The sequence below is a fragment of the Catelliglobosispora koreensis DSM 44566 genome (assembly GCF_000379685.1).
Lineage (GTDB): Bacteria > Actinomycetota > Actinomycetes > Mycobacteriales > Micromonosporaceae > Catelliglobosispora > Catelliglobosispora koreensis.
In genome coordinates this window covers 259,827-279,337 of the sequence record NZ_KB903252.1, presented here as the reverse complement: position 1 = coordinate 279,337, position 19,511 = coordinate 259,827, and the positions used below count along the sequence as shown (strand labels likewise).

Annotated in this window: 20 protein-coding genes; 9 read left to right on the top strand and 11 right to left on the bottom strand. The window is 66.1% G+C overall.

Features of this window, described 5'->3' with window-relative positions; all coding sequences use genetic code 11:
* Positions 1-66: 66 nt before the first annotated feature.
* Entirely contained in the window at positions 67-1,779 is a 1,713-nt protein-coding gene (locus tag A3E1_RS40150; RefSeq protein ID WP_020521317.1) for a DEDD exonuclease domain-containing protein, read from the bottom strand.
* Positions 1,780-1,906: 127 nt separating this feature from the next.
* On the opposite strand from A3E1_RS40150, the gene A3E1_RS0113560 reads away from it, so the two are divergent.
* The 3 genes from A3E1_RS0113560 (at position 1,907) to A3E1_RS0113550 (ending at position 4,160) form a co-directional block, all read left to right on the top strand.
* The gene (locus A3E1_RS0113560) at positions 1,907-3,274 is read left to right on the top strand and encodes an NYN domain-containing protein (RefSeq protein ID WP_020521316.1); all 1,368 of its coding nucleotides are present in this window, start codon (positions 1,907-1,909) and stop codon (positions 3,272-3,274) included.
* Between the two features lie 59 nt (positions 3,275-3,333).
* Positions 3,334-3,759: an Hsp20/alpha crystallin family protein gene (locus A3E1_RS0113555; RefSeq protein WP_020521315.1), complete on the top strand. Its 426-nt coding sequence runs from the start codon at positions 3,334-3,336 to the stop codon at positions 3,757-3,759.
* A gap of 77 nt (positions 3,760-3,836) precedes the next feature.
* Entirely contained in the window at positions 3,837-4,160 is a 324-nt protein-coding gene (locus A3E1_RS0113550) for a MerR family transcriptional regulator (protein ID WP_020521314.1), read from the top strand.
* 125 nt (positions 4,161-4,285) lie between these two features.
* On the opposite strand, the gene A3E1_RS0113545 is transcribed toward A3E1_RS0113550, so the two are convergent.
* The 3 genes from A3E1_RS0113545 to A3E1_RS0113535 form a co-directional block, all read right to left on the bottom strand.
* Complete coding sequence (locus A3E1_RS0113545; RefSeq protein ID WP_020521313.1) at positions 4,286-4,963, bottom strand: hypothetical protein; 678 nt, start codon at positions 4,961-4,963, stop codon at positions 4,286-4,288.
* 82 nt (positions 4,964-5,045) lie between these two features.
* Positions 5,046-5,168: a hypothetical protein gene (locus tag A3E1_RS48825; RefSeq protein ID WP_020521312.1), complete on the bottom strand. Its 123-nt coding sequence runs from the start codon at positions 5,166-5,168 to the stop codon at positions 5,046-5,048.
* A 27-nt stretch (positions 5,169-5,195) separates the two neighbouring features.
* On the bottom strand, positions 5,196-6,734 hold the full coding sequence (locus A3E1_RS0113535) for a multicopper oxidase family protein (protein WP_020521311.1): 1,539 nt from the start codon (positions 6,732-6,734) through the stop codon (positions 5,196-5,198).
* Between the two features lie 85 nt (positions 6,735-6,819).
* Here A3E1_RS0113535 and A3E1_RS0113530 point away from each other — a divergent pair, with 85 nt between their 5' ends.
* Positions 6,820-8,055, top strand: coding sequence for a M48 family metallopeptidase (locus tag A3E1_RS0113530; protein ID WP_020521310.1), 1,236 nt, complete (start codon positions 6,820-6,822; stop codon positions 8,053-8,055).
* Here the strand turns inward: A3E1_RS0113530 and A3E1_RS0113525 are convergent.
* The 5 genes from A3E1_RS0113525 to A3E1_RS0113505 form a co-directional block, all read right to left on the bottom strand.
* On the bottom strand, positions 8,045-9,151 hold the full coding sequence (locus tag A3E1_RS0113525) for a glycosyltransferase family 4 protein (protein WP_020521309.1): 1,107 nt from the start codon (positions 9,149-9,151) through the stop codon (positions 8,045-8,047). The two genes, A3E1_RS0113530 and A3E1_RS0113525, sit on opposite strands and share 11 nt — an antisense overlap.
* On the bottom strand, positions 9,133-9,657 hold the full coding sequence (locus A3E1_RS0113520; protein ID WP_020521308.1) for a hypothetical protein: 525 nt from the start codon (positions 9,655-9,657) through the stop codon (positions 9,133-9,135). Before A3E1_RS0113520 ends, A3E1_RS0113525 begins: the two co-directional genes overlap by 19 nt.
* 2 nt (positions 9,658-9,659) lie before the next feature.
* On the bottom strand, positions 9,660-10,331 hold the full coding sequence (locus A3E1_RS0113515; RefSeq protein WP_020521307.1) for a response regulator transcription factor: 672 nt from the start codon (positions 10,329-10,331) through the stop codon (positions 9,660-9,662).
* 100 nt (positions 10,332-10,431) lie between these two features.
* The gene (locus tag A3E1_RS0113510) at positions 10,432-12,075 is read right to left on the bottom strand and encodes a sensor histidine kinase (protein WP_051105017.1); all 1,644 of its coding nucleotides are present in this window, start codon (positions 12,073-12,075) and stop codon (positions 10,432-10,434) included.
* Between the two features lie 31 nt (positions 12,076-12,106).
* Positions 12,107-13,783, bottom strand: coding sequence for an AMP-dependent synthetase/ligase (locus A3E1_RS0113505; protein WP_020521305.1), 1,677 nt, complete (start codon positions 13,781-13,783; stop codon positions 12,107-12,109).
* Between the two features lie 41 nt (positions 13,784-13,824).
* Between A3E1_RS0113505 and A3E1_RS0113500 the strand changes: the two genes are divergently transcribed.
* The 3 genes from A3E1_RS0113500 to A3E1_RS0113490 are packed head-to-tail and all read left to right on the top strand — an operon-like array spanning position 13,825 to position 15,558.
* Positions 13,825-14,265 carry an SRPBCC family protein gene (locus A3E1_RS0113500; protein ID WP_026208397.1) on the top strand — a complete coding sequence of 147 codons (441 nt, stop codon included), beginning with the start codon at positions 13,825-13,827 and terminating at the stop codon, positions 14,263-14,265.
* Positions 14,265-14,624: a hypothetical protein gene (locus A3E1_RS40145; RefSeq protein ID WP_020521303.1), complete on the top strand. Its 360-nt coding sequence runs from the start codon at positions 14,265-14,267 to the stop codon at positions 14,622-14,624. Before A3E1_RS0113500 ends, A3E1_RS40145 begins: the two co-directional genes overlap by 1 nt.
* A 10-nt stretch (positions 14,625-14,634) precedes the next feature.
* Positions 14,635-15,558: an ROK family glucokinase gene (locus A3E1_RS0113490; RefSeq protein ID WP_026208396.1), complete on the top strand. Its 924-nt coding sequence runs from the start codon at positions 14,635-14,637 to the stop codon at positions 15,556-15,558.
* Between the two features lie 524 nt (positions 15,559-16,082).
* On the opposite strand, the gene A3E1_RS0113485 is transcribed toward A3E1_RS0113490, so the two are convergent.
* The gene (locus A3E1_RS0113485; RefSeq protein ID WP_020521301.1) at positions 16,083-16,766 is read right to left on the bottom strand and encodes an endonuclease/exonuclease/phosphatase family protein; all 684 of its coding nucleotides are present in this window, start codon (positions 16,764-16,766) and stop codon (positions 16,083-16,085) included.
* A gap of 55 nt (positions 16,767-16,821) precedes the next feature.
* Between A3E1_RS0113485 and A3E1_RS0113480 the strand changes: the two genes are divergently transcribed.
* Positions 16,822-18,207: a flavin-containing monooxygenase gene (locus tag A3E1_RS0113480; protein ID WP_020521300.1), complete on the top strand. Its 1,386-nt coding sequence runs from the start codon at positions 16,822-16,824 to the stop codon at positions 18,205-18,207.
* Positions 18,204-18,992, top strand: a complete 789-nt coding sequence (locus tag A3E1_RS0113475; RefSeq protein WP_020521299.1) for an alpha/beta hydrolase — start codon at positions 18,204-18,206, stop codon at positions 18,990-18,992. The genes A3E1_RS0113480 and A3E1_RS0113475 overlap by 4 nt, the downstream gene beginning before the upstream one ends.
* On the opposite strand, the gene A3E1_RS40140 is transcribed toward A3E1_RS0113475, so the two are convergent.
* Entirely contained in the window at positions 18,989-19,498 is a 510-nt protein-coding gene (locus tag A3E1_RS40140; RefSeq protein WP_020521298.1) for a hypothetical protein, read from the bottom strand. The genes A3E1_RS0113475 and A3E1_RS40140 overlap by 4 nt on opposite strands.
* Between the last annotated feature and the right edge of the window lie 13 nt (positions 19,499-19,511).

The following is a 19,511-nucleotide window of genomic DNA, read 5'->3' as shown; positions in this document are numbered from 1 at the left end:
CCTCCCTCGCCAGCGTGCTTACAGCCTAGTAACGAATATGGTGGCCGAATGGTCAATACCCGTCCATCATTCGGTCAACACTGAGCCCCGCCCCTCACTCATTCCGAACTGCGTGAGCATGCTGCGTAACCGGATGGCACCCCGGGCGGGTGACGCCCATCCGGCCGATGTCTCGACCAGCCGGGTTTCCGGCAATTCAAGCCAGTCGATGATTCGCTCCGTCTCTTCGGCCGTCGCACAAGGGGTCGGGTGCCCGGGAGCCGGTGGCAGGACCGTTTCCGCCGTGGGCCAGACCTCGTTGAGTGTCCTACGTGGATGGACGCCGGGTGGGGCGAACGCCGCCGCGGCCAGCCGCCCGTGCCTGATGATCGAAATATCCCAGCCGCCCTTAGCGGTCCGTTTGGCGGCGACCAGCTCGCTGATGCCGGTCAGCGCCGACAGCCGCTGCATGCGCATCGCCGCCCGCACGAAGGCCGCCATGCGGTTGCGCAGCCGGGTCGCCTCCTCGAACCGCTGATCGCCCGATAGCTTCGCCATGCGGGCGAGCAGCGGCTGCACCACCGGATCGGGGTCACCGCGAAATGCCTGGCGGACCGGACCGGCCAAAGTGGACTCGTAGTCACTCGTGCTAATCCGCAGCAGGCAAGGCGCCGGGCACCGGCCGATCTCGGCCAGCGCGCAAGAGGCCGACTCCTTCTTCGCCGACAGCTTCGTCGTGCACTGGCGCAACGGCAGCGCCTCAAGCACCGCGTCGATCGCGGCCTGCGCGATCCGCCTTCCCGGAAAGGGGCCAAGGCAGGACTCGGGGTCGGTTCCTGGCTCGCGCACTAAAGACAATCGGGGGTACGCCTCCTGCGTGAGCTTGATCCAGTGAACGCGTTCCGGATACTTAGAGCGGCGGTTATAAGGCGGGGCATGTGCCGCGATCAGCCTCAGCTCGCGCACCTCGGCTTCCAGCGAGTGCGCGCACTCGATCGCGTCGACCTTCACCGAGGCGGCGAGCATCTCGCTGATCCGGGCTCGTTTCTCGCCCGAACCGAAATAGGTCTTCACCCTGGTCGCGATATTGACGGACTTGCCTACGTAGAGTGGCCGCCCGTCGTGTGCCCGGAAGATGTAGACCCCGGGCGCCTGGGGGAGCCCTTCGCCCAGATGACGTTTGGCGCGCTGGGTCGGGGTGACCGGCTTGAGGTAGGCCAGGGCGTCGCCGAGCGAGCTGACCCCGAGGCTGCCCAGCCGGCCGATGAGCGCGTGCAGCACATCGACCGTGGCCAGAGCGTCGTCGAAAGCCCGGTGCGTGGGCGGGTGCGTCTTGAAATACCAGGCGAGCGTGCCAAGTTTGCGGTTGGGCACCTCGTCGCGCTGGAGCACCCGCCGGGCGAGCTGGGCCGTGCACAGCACCTTGGGGGCGGGCCAGGTGTAGCCGTGGGCGGCACAGGCGGCCTTGAGGAAACCGGTGTCATAGGGGGCGTTGTGCGCGACCAGGACGGCGCCTTGCAGAAACTCCAATAGCGACGGAAGCACCTCTTCGATGGGCGGGGCCGGGGCCACCATCGCGGTCGTGATTCCGGTTAGGACGGTGACGAACGGCGGGATCGGCACCCCCGGGTTGATCAGGGTGGCGAGCTTGCCGATCTGTTCCCCGCCACGGACTTTGACGGCACCGATCTCGGTGATGCCGCCCCCGTCGGGGGCACCTCCCGTGGTCTCGAGGTCGAGGACGACAAAGGTCGTCTGCCTTAGATCGAGGGCGAGGGGGTCATCCCACAGCCCGGCCATCGAGAGTTGGACGTGCACGAAGCCGCACCCTAATCGGACAGTCCGACATTCTTGCCCAGGTCCAAGATCACTGGCCGGTACGGCATACCAGGAGACAAGATCGCCGGGCGGTGGGAGACTGGAATGCATGTCCTCCGCCGCTGAGCCAGCCTCCACAGCCCCCCTTGGGGCTGGTGCTTCCGCGGCGGAGTTTGCCCCCGAACCACACCTGCCGGAGCTGATCCGCCAACGGGTGGTGGCGCTCGCCGCGGCCGTGTTAACCATGCTGCCCGCCGACGAGTTGCCGCAGCCCTTGCGCAAGGTCGCGAAGTTCGCCCCCAACCGCCGGGCGCGCCTGGGCGGACCGACCATCGCCATGCAGCTGAGCACCGACGCGTTGTTCCGGCAGCGGATTGGCGAGAAGGCCGCCGCCGATGCCGGTGAGCTGGGCGAAGCGATAGCCAGCGGCACACCACCGGCTGCGGGGGATCCTGCCGAGATCGCCGCCCTGGCCTACCTTCTGCGGCCGCAGGGCTGGCGCGAGATGATCGCCGCTTCGGCCGAAGCCGTCGCGGAGCAGGCCGAAACCGCCGCTGCCGCCGAAGCGCTGCGCGACGCCGAGGTCCGGGCCGCGCGGGCCGAGCACGATCGCACCGTCGCCAAGATTGAGACCGAGAAGCTTCGGGCTGAGCTGGCCAAACTGCGCGACGAAATGACCACTGTGCAGACCGAAGCGCGCGAGACGGCAAAGGCGTTGCGGGAGGCCCAGGCAGCGGCGAAACGGTCCGCTGAGTTGCTGTCCATCGAAAAGGGGCGGGCCACCAAGGCTGCCAGTGATTTTGATGCTGAGCTGCGCAAACTGCGGTCCAGACTGTCCGATGCCGAGGCTGCCAAAGACGATGTGCGCCACACCGCGCGGGAAGCCCGCGCGATGGATGAGGCGCGCCTGTGGCTGCTGCTGGAGACGATCGGCCAGGCTGCTGTTGGGCTGCGCCGTGAGCTGGCGCTCGACCCAGCGCAGATGCTGCCTGGCGACGCCGTAGCGGCCGCTCACGCGGACAGCCCGGGAAAGCAGTCGCCAGCTTCCCGTGGGCTCGACGTCGACGACCCCGGCCGGCTCAACCAGCTGCTCGCCCTGCCTAAGGCCCATCTCATCGTCGATGGCTACAACGTGACCAAGCGTGGCTTCGCCGAGATGTCCCTGGAGCAGCAGCGCAACCGCCTGGTCGCCGCGCTCGGACTGGTTGTCGCGCAGACCGGCGCCGAAACAACGGTCGTGTTCGATGGGGCCGAACGCGTGCACGGGCTGCCGCCAGCGCCGCGCGGCGTACGGGTCTTGTTCTCCCGCAAGGGAGAGACCGCCGACGAACTCATCCGCCGGCTCGTGCGCGCTGAACCGGCCGGCCGCCCGATCGTCGTCATCTCCTCTGACAAGGAAGTGGCCGTCGGCGTCAAGCGGCACGGCGCCTACCCCATGAGTTCCGACAGCCTGCTCCGGAGACTGTCACGTTCGTAACAGAAAATCTCATCTGACTGGAGTAGTTTTTTTGAGCCGAGCACGCTAACGTTCTCGGTATGACTTCATTGCGATTTGATCCCTTCCGCGACTTCGACCGGTTGGCCAGCGAGGTCTGGGGCACGTCCCGTTCGCCGCGCCTCATGCCCATGGACGCCTACCGCGACGGCGACTCCTACGTGCTTCGTTTCGACCTCCCGGGCATCCAGCCGGGCAGCCTCGACGTGGTGGCTGAGAAGAACACGCTGACGGTCCGCGCCGAGCGCAAGCCAGAGGCTGGCGAGGGCGTCAACTACGTGGTGGCCGAGCGTCCGTCCGGCACCTACAGCCGGCAGATCGTCGTCGGCGACGGCCTGAACCTTGAGGCTGTCAAAGCTGACTACAACAACGGTGTGCTCACGGTGAGCATCCCGGTCGCCGAGCAGGCCAAGCCCCGCCGCATCGAGGTCGGTCTGGGCGAGGACAACAAGGTTCTGACCGCCTAATCAGCAGGCTGATCCTCAAGCGATAAGGCGGCTCCAGCTACATTGGAGCCGCCTTAAGTTTTCAGGAGACCAAAAGCATGACCGAGCCATTCGATGACGCGAGTTACCCGCTTTACACCATGAGCACGGCGGCGAGCCTGCTCGGCGTGCAGCCCGGGTTTCTGCGCAGCCTCGGTGACAGCGGGCTGCTGCGACCGGCCCGCTCAGGCGGCGGCCACCGGCGTTACTCGCGCGATGATCTGGCCCGGGCGGCCCGCGCGCGGGAGGTCGTCGACCTGGGCATGACGCTTGCCGCCGCTTGCCGCATCGTGCAGCTTGAGTTCGAAGTGACCCGGCTGCACCTCGAGTTAGCGCACGCCCACGCTGTCATCAGCGAGCTTCGGCGCCACTTGCAGGCCTAGCTCGACTGGCCGCTGCGTGGCCGCGAGCATCAGTAAGGCGTTCAACGTGCCGGCCAGTAGCGCGACTAGACCCATGAGCAAATCCGAATCTGCCGCGCTGACCGCTGGGTTGCCGGCCGCGGCGGTCAGTTCGTCAGCGATGCCGAGACTGGTCGCACAGCGATGAGCGTTCCCACCGTGGCCATTACGGGCACGACAAGCAGGAGCAAGGCAATCACGCTAGCGAGGCGGCGCGGATCCTTTGGCCACCGTCCCGCGAGCCAGGTCAGCGCCGCGAGCATGACGATCGCCGGGCCGAAGGTAAAGGCGCAGTAGTCCAGATCCATCGGTTCGCCATAGGCCCGGCGATAGGCGATCACGCCCAGGGGCAGCAGGCTCAGCGCTAGTGCCGTGATGGCCCATCGTCCGATATGGACGGTCGCGGTTCCCGCCAGAGCGCATGCCACGATGACGAAGGCCACCGCGACAAACGCCGAAGTGATAGCCAGCCGACCGGGCACGATCTCGGCCGGTGTCTGGGCGAACGACATCAAAGTGACGAAGAAAACGCAAATAGCGGCCGTGAAGTAGAGAACGCTCTGGCTGTCGGGCCGCACGATCGTGGCGGTGTTCAAGTACCACGCCAGTGTCCCGAAAGCGGCCGCGATGACGACGGCCGCGATGCCGCTGCCGAAGGCGCCGAGATCGGCTTTGTCAAGGAAGATGCCGGCCGTTCCCCAGCCCGCCATCGCGCCGAATCCGGTCAGGGCGGCGATCAGACGGCCTTCGGCCAGGAGCACCAGACCCGCGAAGGCCAGGAACATCGCCGCGTGGCGAAGGTCCCTGGCCCGGGGTCCGCAGCGTAGCTGCTTGGACGCCGCACAGAAGTGCAGGGCGCTGCGCCAATTAGGAGTTGTTCTCGGCGATGGTGAGCCGCTCGACCTCGGGCTGAAACGCCGCCATGTCGACGGCCCACACCGCGACCGCGATCACTATCGCCAGGCCGCCGACCACGTATCGGGCACGCATCCCTGCATCACGGCCGGCGGCAGGGCATTAGTGGTGCCCCGCGTGTGCCGAGTGGTCCTCGTGCGAGGGCGGTGTGCCGGGGGACTGTCCTGGTTGGACGACCACGAACTGCCCCATCATCCCGGCGTCTTCGTGGTAGAGCACGTGACAGTGGTACATGTACGGCACGTTCGGGTCGGCGTGATCGGTGAACCTCATGATCAGCTTGTACGACATGTCCGACGCCACGAGCACGGTGTCCTTCCACCCCATCAGGTGTGGCGGTGGTGGTGCCCCGTTCACGGCCAGGATCTGGAACTGCACGTCGTGCACGTGGAAGCTGTGCAGGTCGCCGTCGTTGTTGAAGACTTCCCACGCCTCGGTCGTGTTCACCGTTGGCGCGAAGTCGATGCGGTTCATCTGCATCTGCTTGCCGTTGATGCTGTGCCCCGACAACGAGAACTTGCGCGTGACAGCGGGGTTGCTGAGACGGTCGATCGTGGTGAGCGTCGCGGGCAGGGCAGCGGAGGGCTTGAGCGACGCCGCGGCCCGCAACTGCAGCACGTCGAACTGGTCAGCACCGCCCTTGAGGTCGTCGAACAGCGATCCCAGATCGGGGTCGTAGCTGCGCAGGACGATCCGCTCACCGGGCTTCATCGAGACCACGATCTCGGCCCGCTCGCCCGCCGACAGCTGCAGCCGGTCCATCGACACGGGCTTTTCCAGCAGGCCACCATCGGTGCCGATGACGTCGAAGCGCCGGTCGTCGTCGAACCCGAAGTTGAACACGCGGGCGTTTGACGCGTTGAGCACCCGCAGCCGGACCCGTTCCGCGGTTACATCGAGGAAGGGGGAGTGCGTGCCGTTGACGACGATCTCGTCGCCGAGAATGCCGACACCGGAAAGGAACGGGTTGCGGTCGTCGAGCTTTCCGTTGCTCTCAAACGCCTTGTCTTGCACGATCAGCGGAATGTCGTCCACGCCATAGGTTTCCGGCAAACCCTTGGGCGTGTCACCGTCCAAAATGAACATTCCCGCCAGGCCTTTGTACACGTGATCGGCGGTCTCGCCGTGCAGATGCGGGTGATACCACAGTGTCGACGCCGGTTGCGCGATCTTCCAGGTCGGAGACCACGTCTTGCCGGCCGAAACCAGCTGGTGCGGCCCGCCATCCATCGCCGCGGGCAAGTGCATGCCGTGCCAGTGCACGGTCGTCGTCTCGTCGAGCTTGTTGTGCACGTTCACGACAACCTGCTCGCCCGCCTTAGCCCGCAACGTGGGGCCGAGGTAGTCGCCGTTGAATCCCCACGTCGTGCCATTGCCACCGCGCCCGGAACCAAACGTGTGCTGGCCGGCCTGTGCCGTGAGGTTGAAGATACGGCGCCCCTGCGCGTCCACCTGCGAAGGAGCCAGCGCCGGGATCGCGAGCTGGTTGGCGAAATCCACTTTGCCGAACGTGTCGATCTTGTTGCCGGTCAGCAACCACGTCACGAACGCCACCGCGCCGCCACAACAGATCAGGAGAAGGACGAGGGCAACGATGAGAATTTTCTTCCAAGGGCTGCGTTTGACAACTGGCTGAGTCACGCGATCCACCGTCGCGCCAGCTCACGATGATCGTCCACCTTAAGTCGGCCGCTTTCAGGGACAGTTCAGGGAATACCCTCATGGGATGACCGTGCGTGGCTGGGCCGTGCTCACCTTCCTCGTTTTGCTCGCCGGGCTGGCCGTCGCCGCCTGGATCCTCGTGCCGTGGCACCGGCCACCTGCCCCGCGGGCTGACCAGCTCGCGGCACTGGCCGAGCTGCCCGCTGACCGCGTCAGCCAGGCCAAGGCACTTCGGGGAGAGGGCAGGCTCATCGCGTACCCCCAGCTGGTCTTGGGTTTGATCTTGGCTTTGGGGTTGGGTTTGACGCCCCTGGGTGCGAAGATCGTCAATCTAGTGCCTGGCCCTTGGCCCGCCAAGGTGCTCGGCGGTGGCCTGCTCATCATGCTGATCGGCGAGCTGCTGGCGCTGCCGTTCGCGGCCTGGCGGCACACGGTCATGGTCCGCTATGGACTGTCCACTCAGGATTGGGGCGGGTGGTGGGTTGATGTCCTTAAGGGGTACGCGGTCGGCCTCGTCTTCACGACCGTGGCGTTGCTGGGTTTCTTTGGCCTGACGAAGCTGGCCCCAAACTGGTGGTGGGCCTGGGGCGCGGCTGGCGCGGCCGGTCTCGTCGTGCTGCTGAGCTTCATCTTCCCGGTGCTCGTCGAGCCGGTGTTCAACAAGTTCACGCCGATGCAAGACAGCCCGTTGCGCACGTCGCTGATGCGGCTCGCCGAACGCGATGGCGTCCCCGTCAAGGACGTGCTCGTGGCTGACGCGTCCCGCCGCACGACAGCGCTAAACGCTTACGTGAGCGGAATCGGGCCGACGCGGCGGATCGTCGTTTACGACACCCTGCTGCGTGAGGCGCCTGCGGCCGAGGTCGAAAGCGTTGTGGCACATGAACTTGGGCACGCCGCCGACAAGGATGTGGTCGTGGGCACCGTGATCGGCGCGCTGGGCGCGGCTTTGCTCGTGGTGGGGCTGTACCTACTCGGCTCGTGGTCGTGGTTGCTGCGTATGGCTGGCGTGGACTCGATCGCCGCGCCGCAAGCGATCGGGCTTCTGCTCGCCGTCGCCACGGTCATCGGCCTGTTCAGCGGACCGTTGCAAGCGTTCGTGTCCCGGCGTATCGAGGCCCGCGCTGACGAGCACGCGCTGCGGTTGACACAGGATCCGGCGACGTTCGAAGCCATGCAGAAGCGGCTGGCCTTCGTCAATCTAGCCGACCCCGACCCTCCCGCATGGGAGCAGGCGTGGCGGGGAAGTCATCCGACGACGGTGGAGCGGATCGCGGCCGCCCGGGCGTTTAGCCGTTGAGCATCGCGCGCAGGGTCGCCGCGCGGGAGTCCCACGACCACTCGTTCACCGTCCACTCACGACCGGCGGCGCCCATCTGGCGGGCCAGCTCCTGATCGGTGAGGAGGGTGACGAGACGGTCCGCGACGGCTTCCTTCGACCGTCCATCAACGACGAACCCGGTCTTGCCCTCGAGCACGGCATCCGGTGCGCCGCCTGAATCCCCGGCGACGACTGGCAACCCCATCGCGCTGGCCTCCAGGTAGACAATGCCGAGGCCTTCGACATCGAGCCCGCCGTTGCGTGTACGACAGGGCATCGCGAAGACATCACCGGCCGCGTAGTGCGCGGGCAGCTCAGCCCACGGGACCGAACCGGTCAGCACCACATGGTCGGCCACGGCGTGCTCACGGGCCATGCGCTGCAACGTGGCGCGATGCGGGCCACCGCTCACGAGCAGGAGGGCGGCATCGGGCACACGCTTGCGTACCAGGGGGAGGGCTTCAATGAGCATGTCCTGCCCTTTACGCGGCACGAGGCGGGACACGCACACGATCACGGGACGGTCTTCGAGCCCGTATTTTCTGCGGACCTCGCCCCCGTCCACGCCAGGGTGATAGGTCGTGGAGTCAACGCCAGGCGTCAGGCGCTCCAGCGAACACCGGCCTTCGGTCACCGGGGCAAGACGGGTGCGCTGATATTCGGTGAGATAGGTGAGCACATCGCAGCCATCGGCGATCCGCTTGAGAGCGGTGCGCGCCAGCGGAAGCGCCGCCCAGCCGACCTCGTGTCCGTGAGTGAGGCCGACCGCCCTGACGTTTAGCTTGCGTGCCATGAGACCGAGCGGTGCGGCGGCGCCGAACCACACCCGGTCACAGCCTTCGACTTTGGCGATTTCCTTGGCGCGCTTGGTAATACGCGGTGTCGGCAGCAGGACCTTCGTGTTCTCGCGGATCACCGGGAACGGCTGCTCGGCGTCAAACGTCTTGGAGTCACGCCAATCAGAGCTGTAAACGACCAGCTCGCCATCCGGCTGGCGGATGGCGAGGTCGTGAACGTAGCGCTGGATTCCGCCGGGCCGAGGCGGAAAGTCATTGGTTACAAGGAGAGTGCGCACAACCGGTTGATCTCGTTGGTGATCGCCTCGCGCAACGCGTCATATTCCTCTGCCCGCGGCGATTTGATCGTGTCGAACTCCTCCGCTTTACGGTCCTCCAGCGGATACCGCGCGACCGGGCCCAGCCGGAACTCGGCTGGTTCCCAGCTGTAGCGCGGCGTCACGTGCGCGTGCAGGTGCTCGTAAAGGTTGCCGAGGATCTCATAGTTCACCCGGCGAAACGCCGGATCGTAGCCGCTGCAAGCGCTGTAGATCGCCTGCCCGACCAAAGCCATGTCCGCCAGGAACTGCTGCTGTTGCGTGAGCGGAAGGTCGGTCAGGTGGTCGGCATCGTCCACATCGGACAGCAGCACGCAATAGCCCGGGAGAAACTGCGTGTCTCCAAAGACGACATAGCCACTGGGCAGCTTCGCCATGGCGAGCGGGTTGTCCCCGCTGCGGGCGTAGGCGAGCCAGTCCGGCTCGCCATCGGGCAACAGCGGGGCAGCGGAGGAGTGCTTACCCATGATCAGCTCAGGTTCGGCGCGTCGGGAGCCTGGAGCAGGCCGAGTCGCAGGGCTGTCATCAGCGCCTGTGCCCGGTTAGCCGCACCAAGCTTTTCGTAAAGCTTGGAGATATGCGTCTTGGCCGTCGACTCGCTGACGAACAGCTGCTTGGCGATCCCGGAAACGCTCATGCCCTCGGCGAGCAGCTTGAGCACCTGGCTCTCGCGCGGGGAAAGCTGTGGGCCGCTTGGCGTGAGCCGGCGCTTCATCGCCTCGGCGAGATCCGCGGCGGTGAACGCACTCGGGGCGCTGGCCGCGTGGCGGGCGGCCGCCACGACCTCGTCGGCCGGTGCCGTCTTGGGCACGAACGCGCTAGCGCCAGCCTCAAGAGCGCCGAAGAGCTGGTCGTCGCCCGCGTACATGGTGAGGACGACGATGCCCATGGTGGCGCTGGACTTGCGCAGGGTGCGGGTGGCTTCCAGACCGCTGCCGTCGGGCAGGCGGAGGTCCATGATGACGACGTCGGGGTGAAGTGCCCCGGCCTGGCGCACGGCCTCGGCCGCCGTGCCGGCCTCGCCAACGACCTCGAACTGACGATCGCGTTCAAAGGCGTGACGCAGGCCCTTGCGAATCAGGTCGTGATCATCAACGAGCAGGACCCGAGTGCGCCCCGCTGGCACGGCATTGGTAGTCATTGCCCGCTTACTCCCTATCTGGAACGCCCACGCCCGGATTCAACACGTGGGTGATACACGTTAGCTGGTTGGCCGGCTTTCTTCATCTAGCGGCCCAGCCTCACCTCGCGGTGCCGCCAACAACAACACTGACGGTAGTGCCGCTTGGGTCTCTTGGCGTGATCTCAAGCCGACCACGGATACGTTCCGCCCTCTCTGCCATGATCGCAAGACCGTAGCGTCCCTGGCTACGCTGGTCTGGCAGCCCCTGACCATCATCAGACACTTCGATCAATGCGAACGGTGGATCAACGGTGCACGTTACCCAAAGATTCGCCGCAAAAGCGTGCCGTCTGGCATTAGTTATGGCTTCTTGGGCGATTCTGAGCAACTCGGACTCCATCGATGCGGGAAGGCGTCCCGCTTCGTCAAGGCTGAGGTGAACCTTGAGCCCCGCCTGGTTTCCAGAGATCCGGGCGAACTCGGCGATAGCCGCCGTGAGCCCACCGTGGCGGTCAACCTCGGTGCGCAGCTCGAACAGGCTCAACCGCAACTCGGTGATCACGCGCGTCACCTCGGCACGCAGCTCACGTAGCTCTTCAGCCGTTTGCGTCGCCCCTTCGGGCAAGCCGGCTTGAGCGTTGTCGATGCCGTAACCGATCATCGCTAGTTCCTGGGCGACACCGTCGTGGATTTCGCGGGCGAGCCGCTGACGTTCCTCGTTGGTGGCCAGCGACCGCACCTCGTCGAAGAGCAGCGCCGCCTCCAGCCTGAGCGCCGCAGGAGCCGCTGAGGCGATGATTTTGTACGTCAGGCTCGGCGGATAGCCCCCGACACCGTCACGTTCCAAGACGACCAGCCCGACCGTTCGCACCCCGGCGATCAAGGGCACCACCAGGGCGGACACCGGGTCGGTGGGTGCCACGGAACGCAACTGGGTGCGGGAGGAGATCTGCGGCTGCTGACTGGCCCACGCGTCGGCGATGGCCGAGTCGGCGTCCAGGTGCGTTTCCCAAGACGGGCGAACCGACGCGTCACCGTCCACCCCAAACTGGGCAAGCACTTCGAGCCGCCCGCCCCCGGAAGCCGCGAACACGGCAGCCCGGTCAGCCCGGCCGATGGAGCGCAGTTCTTCGAGGAGGTGGTCGGCGATGCTGCCCGGGTCCAACGTGGCTCCAGGCAGCTGACGGGCCACTTGCCGCAGCTGTGTGAGCAGACGTGTCGCCTCGGCATAGGGCTGTGGCGCTCGCCTGGCCAAAACGGCCCGCTGCATCGCGCCCGCGGTGATGGTGCCGATCGCGGCCAGGGTCACCCATTGCGCACTGACAGCGAGGTAACCGATCTGCTGCAGTTGCGTCCCGCCACCTGGTACCGGCGTGAGCCAGCCCGCGACGGCAAGGGTCGCCGCGGCGATGGTGAGCAGACCGGCCGATTCCAGCGACCGTCCCTGAAACGTCGCCGACGTCAGCGGCACCGCCAAGTAGGGCAACACCGCCGCGGCGCCAACGCCATTGGTCACGATGCCTGCCGCGTCTGCCGAGGCGGCGACCATGCTCGCTCCCAGGCCAACGAGCAGCATCTCGGCGGTGCGGCCAATGGGCGCGGCGAACCGGTTCTGTGGCGCGAGTACGGCCGGGATGGCCGCCACCGCCAAGGCGGCGACGAGCCAAAGCTGGGCCGGGTCGCGCGTGGCGAACCAGATCAGTCCCGTTAGGAGGGCGAGCAGAGCGGCGCGCAGCGTGATCCCGATCGTATGCGCGCTAATGCTGGCTGGCCCGGGGCGGCTAAACACGAAATCAGCTCCGGTAGATAGCTTCGATTTCGTTGGCGTACTCCTTCATAACGACAGCGCGCTTGACCTTCAGTGAGGGGGTCAGCTCGCCGGTGGCTTCGGTGAAATCACGGGGCAGGATGCGGAAGACCTTGATTGCCTCCGCTTTGGACACTGCCTTGTTGGCTTCGTCCACCGCTACCTGAATTTCAGCACGCAATTGCTCGTCGCGGGTGATATCGGAGATGGCCCTGTCGGCTATAGCTTCTGGATCGATCGTGATGAGGGCGGCGATGAACGGCTGGCGATCACCGACGACCATGCACTGACTGACGAGAGGGTGTGCCCGCACCCGGTCCTCAAGCACCGCCGGAGCGACGTTCTTGCCGCCCGCCGTCACAATGAGTTCCTTCTTGCGGCCGGTGATGGTGAGGAAGCCCTGGGCGTCCAGCGAGCCGATGTCTCCGGTGTGGAACCAGCCGTCCTCGTCGATCACTTCGGCGGTGGCCGCAGGATTGTTCCAGTAGCCCTGGAACACGATTTCGCCCTTCGCCAGGATCTCGCCATCGTCGGCGATGCGGACCGTCACGCCGGGCAGGGGCTGGCCCACGCTGCCGATCTTCTGCGCCCCTTCGCGGTTGAACGTGATCGCGGGCGAGGTCTCGGTCAGCCCATAACCCTCAAGCACGATGAGCCCGATGCCACGGAAGAAGTGCCCGAGCCGCGCGCCCATCGGAGCGCCGCCGCTGATCGCACGCTCACACCGGCCACCGAGCGCGGCACGCAGCTTGCTGTAGACGAGACGGTCAAACACCATGTGCTGCAAGCGAAGTGCGAGCCCGGGGCCTCCCGGCTTGTCTTGTGCCTGGCTGTACTCGATCGCGACCTTCTCGGCCCGGTCGAAGATCGCGCCCTTGCCACCGGCGTGTGCCTTCTGCTTGGCGCCGTTGTAGACCTTCTCGAACACGCGCGGCACGCTGAGCAGGAAAGTGGGCTTAAACCGGCCGAGGTCGGCGACGAGGTCCTTGATGTCGGCGGTGTACATCGTGTTGACCCGCCCCTGCACGGCACCGATCTGCAGCAGCCGGGCAAACGAGTGCGCCAGCGGCAGGAACAGCACCGTGGACGATCCCTCAGCGAAGAGCTGGTGCAGGGCCGGCATCGCGTTGCTGATGTCGGAGAGCATGTTGCGGTGGGTCAGGACGCAGCCCTTGGGGCGGCCTGTCGTGCCACTCGTGTAGATGATCGTCGCGGTGTCATCCGCGCTGCCTTGATAGGGCTCGGTGATGGGCTCCCCGAACGGAAGATCATCCATCGCCCACACCTGAAGCTCACCGGGGATCTGCGCTGGGCGCTCCGCGAAGCAGGCCACCGCCCCGGAGTCTTCAAGGATCCAGGAGACCTGCTCGGCGCTGGACGTCTCGAAGATCGGGACCGTGATGGCACCAATCGCCAAGATCGCGTAGTCCGCGAGCGTCCACTCGTAGCGGGTCTTGCTCATGAGGGCGACACGGTCGCCAGGCTGGATGCCCGCGGCGATCAGCCCACCCGCCAAGGCGGCCACCTGGTCGCGAAACGCCACGCAGGTGATATCCGGGGCAAACTGGACCAAGTCGCCATGAGAAATAGCGTTAGACCACACGGGGTCGGTGAGCCGCTGGTGATCGCCAATCACGACGGCTGGGGGCGTTGTGAACTCCACAGGGAAAAGTTACCCGCATGCCCTGCGGTAGCCTGCTGGACATGGCGGAATCCTCGTCCCAGTCGATTGTCATCAGCGCCACCCCGGCCCAAATAGCCGAGGTCATCTGCGATTACCCGTCCTATCCGAGCTGGACTCAGGCGATCAAAGTCGCCGAAGTTCTCGAGGAATACGAAGACGGTTATCCAGCTACCGTGCGCTTCGTCATCGACGCTGGAGTGGTGCAGGACGAATACACGCTGCACTACGACTACGCCGAGGACATCTCGCGTATCGAGTGGCATCTCGTCGCGCCGTCGAAGATGCAAAAGGCCCAGACCGGCGCCTACGACATCGTCGACAACGGCGACGGCACCTGCACGGTCACCTATTCGCTGACGATCGACCTGTCGATCGGAATGCTCGGCATGTTCAAGAAGAAGGCCGAGAAGGCCATCCTCGACACAGCGCTCAAGGAGCTCAAGAAGCGGGTCGAAGCTTAATGTTCAGCGAACCTGGCACGGCCAGGGAAGAGGCGGAACGCCTGGTCGCCGCGGTGCTAGCCGCGGCCACGCTCACCGCGAACGCGTACCCGCAGATTTCTACGGGCAGTGCCGAATGCTGCGTCTGCCCGCTCTGCAAAGTGATCGCGGCGGTCCGCGATCCTGACCCGCAAACTGTCGAACGCATCGCGACCGGCGCCGGAGATCTGGCCGCCGGGCTTGCTAGCTTCTTGCGGAACGTTAACGGCCCGGCTGCCCCGGAATCCAAGGAGCCCGAGTCCAAGGCGTGGGAGGAAGCAACGAAGCCTCCGCCGAAAAAGGTAGTCAAGAAGGCCGTGCGTAAGAAGACAGAAAGTTAGGGTGAAGACCGTGTCGCTCACCATTGGCGTGGACATCGGTGGCACCAAGGTGCTCGGCGGGGTAGTGGACCCCAGTGGCAAGGTGCTGGAAACTGCCCGGCGCTCGACCCCGGCACAGGACGTCGCGGCGACCCGTGACGTCATCGTCGAAGTGGTCCAGGAACTCGCCGCCAAGCACGAGGTGGAAGCCGTCGGCATCGGTGCCGCTGGCTGGATCGACGCGGCTCGCTCGACCGTTCTGTTCGCCCCCAACCTCGCTTGGCGCAATGAGCCGCTGCAGGCTTACGTTCAGCAGGCTCTATCCGTTCCGGTCGTGGTCGAAAACGACGCGAACGCGGCGGCCTGGGCCGAATTCCGTTACGGCGCAGCCGAAGACGCCGACGACTCGATGGTCATGTTCACGGTCGGCACCGGCATCGGCGGCGGGATCGTCCTAGGCGGACAGTTGCTGCGCGGCGCACACGGCATGGCCGCCGAAAGTGGCCATATGCTCGCCGTGCCCGAGGGCCACCTGTGCGGCTGCGGCCGTCTGGGGTGCCTTGAGCAATACGCCTCCGGCAACGCGCTCGTGCGTTTCGCCCGCGAAGGCGCCATGGCCAACCCGTCTTCACTGTCCGGAGTGGACGAACTCACCGGCCCGATGGTCACCTCCGCCGCCCTGGCCGGCGACGCCGTGGCCGTTGACGCCTTCGAGCAGGTCGCCTACTGGCTCGCCCAGGGCGTCGCCGACATCGTCCAGCTCCTCGACCCCCAGGTCGTCGTCATCGGCGGCGGCGTGGTCGAGACCGGCGACCTCCTGATGAAGCCGCTTCGCGCTGCTTACAACGACGCGCTCACCAACCGCGGCAAGCTCCCGGCAGCCGAAGTCCGCCCAGCGGAAATGGGCAACGAAGCCGGCCTCATCGGCGCCGCGGACCTCGCCCGCATCCGTTAGCTTCCAGGGCCTCGCGCTTTTGAGTGAGGCCCTTTTCAACCATTTCCGATGTCCGCCGTGGTCGCGACCGTCCCTCCCGGTGACGGCTGCGAAGCAGCTTCGGCGCCGCACGATAGGACAGTGCGAAGCACCGCCTTTAGGCCTCCAGGTCCGCGCATCCCAAACCCCGCCTCGGGTTTCGCCGTCGGTCGCCGCCCCTTCGCCCTTCCCGCCGCGGTTCCCGTAGCCCGCCCTTCGCCCTCGCTTGTCGCTCTTATGCCCGACTCCAGGCCTCTTCCCGATGATCCACATCCGTATGTGAGATCCACATCCCTTGAGACGTGATCAAACGGCCTTTTGATCACGTCTCAAGGGATGTGGATCACCGATCACCGATCGGCGCGGCACGGAGCGGCGCGGCACGGAGCGGCGCGGCACGGAGCGGCGTGGAGCGAGGCGAGATGAGGCGCGGTGGATGCGGATCAGATGGGGCAGCTGCGGGAGAGGCGGCCGAGCAGGAAAGTGGTTCGGCCGAGCACGGGCGGTTAGGCGGAAGGGAGGAGGAGGTCGGCGACGATCGGGAAGTGGTCGCTCGCGGCAACTGTTGGTTCGGCGGTGTGGACACGGAACGACTGCAGCGACAGGGACGGGTGGGCGAACAGGAAGTCGATGCGGCGGTCGGGGCCAGCGGCGGGGAAGGTCGGCTCGGGCGACGTGGCGCCTAGGTCGGTGCCGATCGCGGTGAGGATGCGGTAGGACGGTCCGCCGGGGGTTTCGTTCAAGTCGATCGCGAGGACGGTCGGCGCTGAGCAGGAAAGTAGCGCGGGTGTAAGCAGAGCGGCCTGGGTGGGGCGTTCGGTGTCGTCAGTGGACAGATGCGAGCCGGCGACGACAAAAGGTGCCGCGCCCGGGACTTCACAACGGGCGAACGCGGCGCCTCGCATGTGCCGTCCTTTGGTGAGCGGATATTGCAGGCACCACGACTCGAGCACCCGCACACGCAGCGAAGTGACGATCAAATTGCCCAGGCTGGGCAGGCCGCCCACGGCGACATACATGCCGAAGGAGTGGGCCAGGGCCGCGCATTTGGACCGCCATCGCCAGCGGCGGGGCGCTTCCTGGACGACGATCACGTCCGGGGAAAGCGAGCGCACGACCGACGCTAGCGCGTCCAGATCATCGCGCAGCGAATGCACGTTGTAGGAGACGATCCGCAAGGGGACAGCCACGTGCTGACGTTATCAGCACTAGACAATTAGTGACGGGATAGCTAAAGATGCCCGGGTGAGCTATGCGGGCGGCGACAGTGGACCAGCGACGGCGTGGCGGAACGGGTCTCCGGTCTATGACCGCGAAGGCACGGTTTGTGTCATCGGGGCAGGGCCGTCCGGCCTGACGGCGATGAAGAACCTTCGCGAGGAAGGGTTCGGCGTCGACTGCTACGAAAGGGAAACCGGCGTCGGTGGCGCGTGGAACTGGCGGCACGATCGCAGCCCGGTCTACGCGAGCACCCACCTGATCTCGTCGAAGCCGTTCACGCAGTTCCCCGACTTTCCGATGCCGGATGACTGGCCCGACTACCCCAAGCACACGCAGGTACTGGCCTATCTGGATCACTACGCTGACCACTTTGGCCTGCGGCCGCACATCTGGTTCGGCAGTGAAGTGGTCCGGGTCGAGCCGGCTGAGAACGACCGCTGGGACGTCACCACTCGCAGCACGGGCGGTTACGGCACGGAGCGCACACACCGTTACGACGCGGTGATCGTGGCTAACGGCCACAACTGGTCGCCGAAGCTGCCCGAATTCGAAGGCCTAGACACGTTCAAGGGCGAGGTGATCCACGCCAGCGCCTACAAGGACGCCGCCCAGTTGCGCAACCGCAAGGTGCTCGTGATCGGCGCCGGCAACACCGGCTGCGACATCGCGGTAGAGGCGGCTCAGCAGGCCGCGAAGTGCTGGCACAGCTCAAGGCGCGGCTACTGGTACGCCCCGAAGTTCGCCCTGGGCCGTCCAGCCGATCAGGTCAACGACCTCATGCTGCACTTGAAGCTGCCCCTCAAACTCAGGCAGTTCATCGGGCAGAAGACCATGAAGTCCACCGTCGGTGACCTCACCCGCTTTGGCCTGCCCGCGCCGGATCACAAGCTCTACGAGACGCACCCGATCGCGAATAGTCAGCTCGTCTACTACCTCGGGCACGGTGACATCACCCCGGTGCCAGACGTGAAACTGTTCCACCGCAACAGTGTTGAGCTCAAAGACGGGCAGGAGATCGAGCCCGACCTCGTCGTGATGGCGACCGGTTATCAGCCGGTGTTCGAGTTCCTCGACCCCAACCTGCTCGCGGTGGACGCTAACGGCAGACCCCGCCTGGCCCTGCACGCGTTCCCGAAACGGTTTCCGACGCTGGCCGTCGCGGGTCTGCTTCAGCCCGATAGCGGACTGTTCCCGCTGGTGCACTGGCAAACCGTCGCGTTCGCGCGCCTGCTGAAGTTGCGTGACTCCGCGCCCGGCAAGGCGGCCTCGCTTTACCGCAAGCTGGAGTCCGAAGTGGACAAGAGCTGGACCGACGCCAAGGTGAAGGACTCGTCGCGGCACTGGTTCGAGATCAGTCACCTGACCTATCTGAAGGCTCTTGAGCGTCTGATCCAGGAGGCACGCCCATGACCGTTTCTGTTGTCAGGACGAAGGAATGGGCGTTCCCGGTCCCGCCCGCCAAACGTGAGGTCGTCAAGGCCACGCCAGAGGTCGACACGGGAAAGCCGCCGGTGCTGTTCGTGCCCGGATTCGGCCACGGCGCTTGGGTTTTCACCGAGCACTGGCTGGAGCACACGGCTGATCGTGGTTTCCCCGCCTACGCCATGAGCCTGCGCGGGCATGGCAATAGCGCCCCGGCGCCCAAGGCCGACATGCGCGCCTATGCCCACGACGTGGCCCAAGTCGCGGCGAGTCTGCCGAGCAGGGCGGTGATCGTTGGCCACGGCGCGGGGGCGCTCGCGACGGCGCACGCGCTTTCCCGGTACCCGGCGAAGGCTTGTGTATTGCTGGCCCCGGTCTTCGGTGGGATAGGCACGGCCCTGCGCAACCCGTTCCTCTGTCTTCCGGCTCTTTTTGGGGCTGGCCTGCGGTTGCCGGCCGGGCAGCTGTTTAGCCGCGAGGTGCCGCAGAACACGGCACGTGCCTACGCGCGGCGGATGGGCCGGGCGTCGGGCAAGGCGCAACGGCAGCTGCTGTGGGGGCGCGATCCGGAAGATCCGGTCGGTGACCCGCCGATCCTCGTGGTCGGCAGCCCGGATGACCGGATCGTCGCTGACAACGCGGTGCGCCGGGTGGCCCGCCGCTATGGCGGTGCGCCGCTGCTGTTTCCGGGCATGGGGCATGACCTGATGCTGGACGCGCGGTGGCGTGAGCCGATCGACGCGATCCTCGACTGGCTGGATAAGGCGAACTAGACGACAGCCCCGTCGTCCATGGGCTCGTCATCGTCGCCGCCCGGGCGCAGTCGCATGATCAATGCGGCCGCGCCGCCGAGCACGCCGATGACACCGAGCAGCATGCCGACGCCACTGGAGACGGGAAGCAGCTCGCGATCGAAAAAGAGCACGAAGCCGAAAATGATGGAGACGACGGCGAGAATGGCGGCAAACGGGATCTTCGGCCACGGCGGGGGAGTCGGCGGCACGAACTTCTCAGGCGCGTCATCGGGCAGGTGCGCGCCGAAGGTGTCGAGGCCGTCGAGCAAGGACGGCTGGTTGAGAACGGGTCCTGATGCGGGCCACACAGGCCCTTTGGCCTTGGGTTCCGTCGGTTCCGCCGGGGTCACTTCACCTTCGGCGGCCGGCCATTGGGGTGCAGCATCGAAGCCCGCGACTATCTTCGCGAACTCGGCGTCGATGTGATCCGGACCGGACTGGGGCGAGTCGGCCGGCTGCTGGTCGTGGCTGTCGTGGCTCGGCACCGGTCCAGTCTGA

Excerpts from the sequence above, each read along its gene's own strand:
- A3E1_RS40150 (WP_020521317.1), bottom strand. The coding sequence starts at position 1,779 with ATGGCCGGGCTGTGGGATGACCCCCTCGCCCTCGATCTAAGGCAGACG.
- A3E1_RS0113560 (WP_020521316.1), top strand. The coding sequence starts at position 1,907 with ATGTCCTCCGCCGCTGAGCCAGCCTCCACAGCCCCCCTTGGGGCTGGT.
- A3E1_RS0113555 (WP_020521315.1), top strand. The coding sequence starts at position 3,334 with ATGACTTCATTGCGATTTGATCCCTTCCGCGACTTCGACCGGTTGGCC.
- A3E1_RS0113550 (WP_020521314.1), top strand. The coding sequence starts at position 3,837 with ATGACCGAGCCATTCGATGACGCGAGTTACCCGCTTTACACCATGAGC.
- A3E1_RS0113545 (WP_020521313.1), bottom strand. The coding sequence starts at position 4,963 with ATGTTCCTGGCCTTCGCGGGTCTGGTGCTCCTGGCCGAAGGCCGTCTG.
- A3E1_RS48825 (WP_020521312.1), bottom strand. The coding sequence starts at position 5,168 with ATGCGTGCCCGATACGTGGTCGGCGGCCTGGCGATAGTGATCGCGGTC.
- A3E1_RS0113530 (WP_020521310.1), top strand. The coding sequence starts at position 6,820 with ATGACCGTGCGTGGCTGGGCCGTGCTCACCTTCCTCGTTTTGCTCGCC.
- A3E1_RS0113520 (WP_020521308.1), bottom strand. The coding sequence starts at position 9,657 with ATGGGTAAGCACTCCTCCGCTGCCCCGCTGTTGCCCGATGGCGAGCCG.
- A3E1_RS0113515 (WP_020521307.1), bottom strand. The coding sequence starts at position 10,331 with ATGACTACCAATGCCGTGCCAGCGGGGCGCACTCGGGTCCTGCTCGTT.
- A3E1_RS0113500 (WP_026208397.1), top strand. The coding sequence starts at position 13,825 with ATGGCGGAATCCTCGTCCCAGTCGATTGTCATCAGCGCCACCCCGGCC.
- A3E1_RS40145 (WP_020521303.1), top strand. The coding sequence starts at position 14,265 with ATGTTCAGCGAACCTGGCACGGCCAGGGAAGAGGCGGAACGCCTGGTC.
- A3E1_RS0113475 (WP_020521299.1), top strand. The coding sequence starts at position 18,204 with ATGACCGTTTCTGTTGTCAGGACGAAGGAATGGGCGTTCCCGGTCCCG.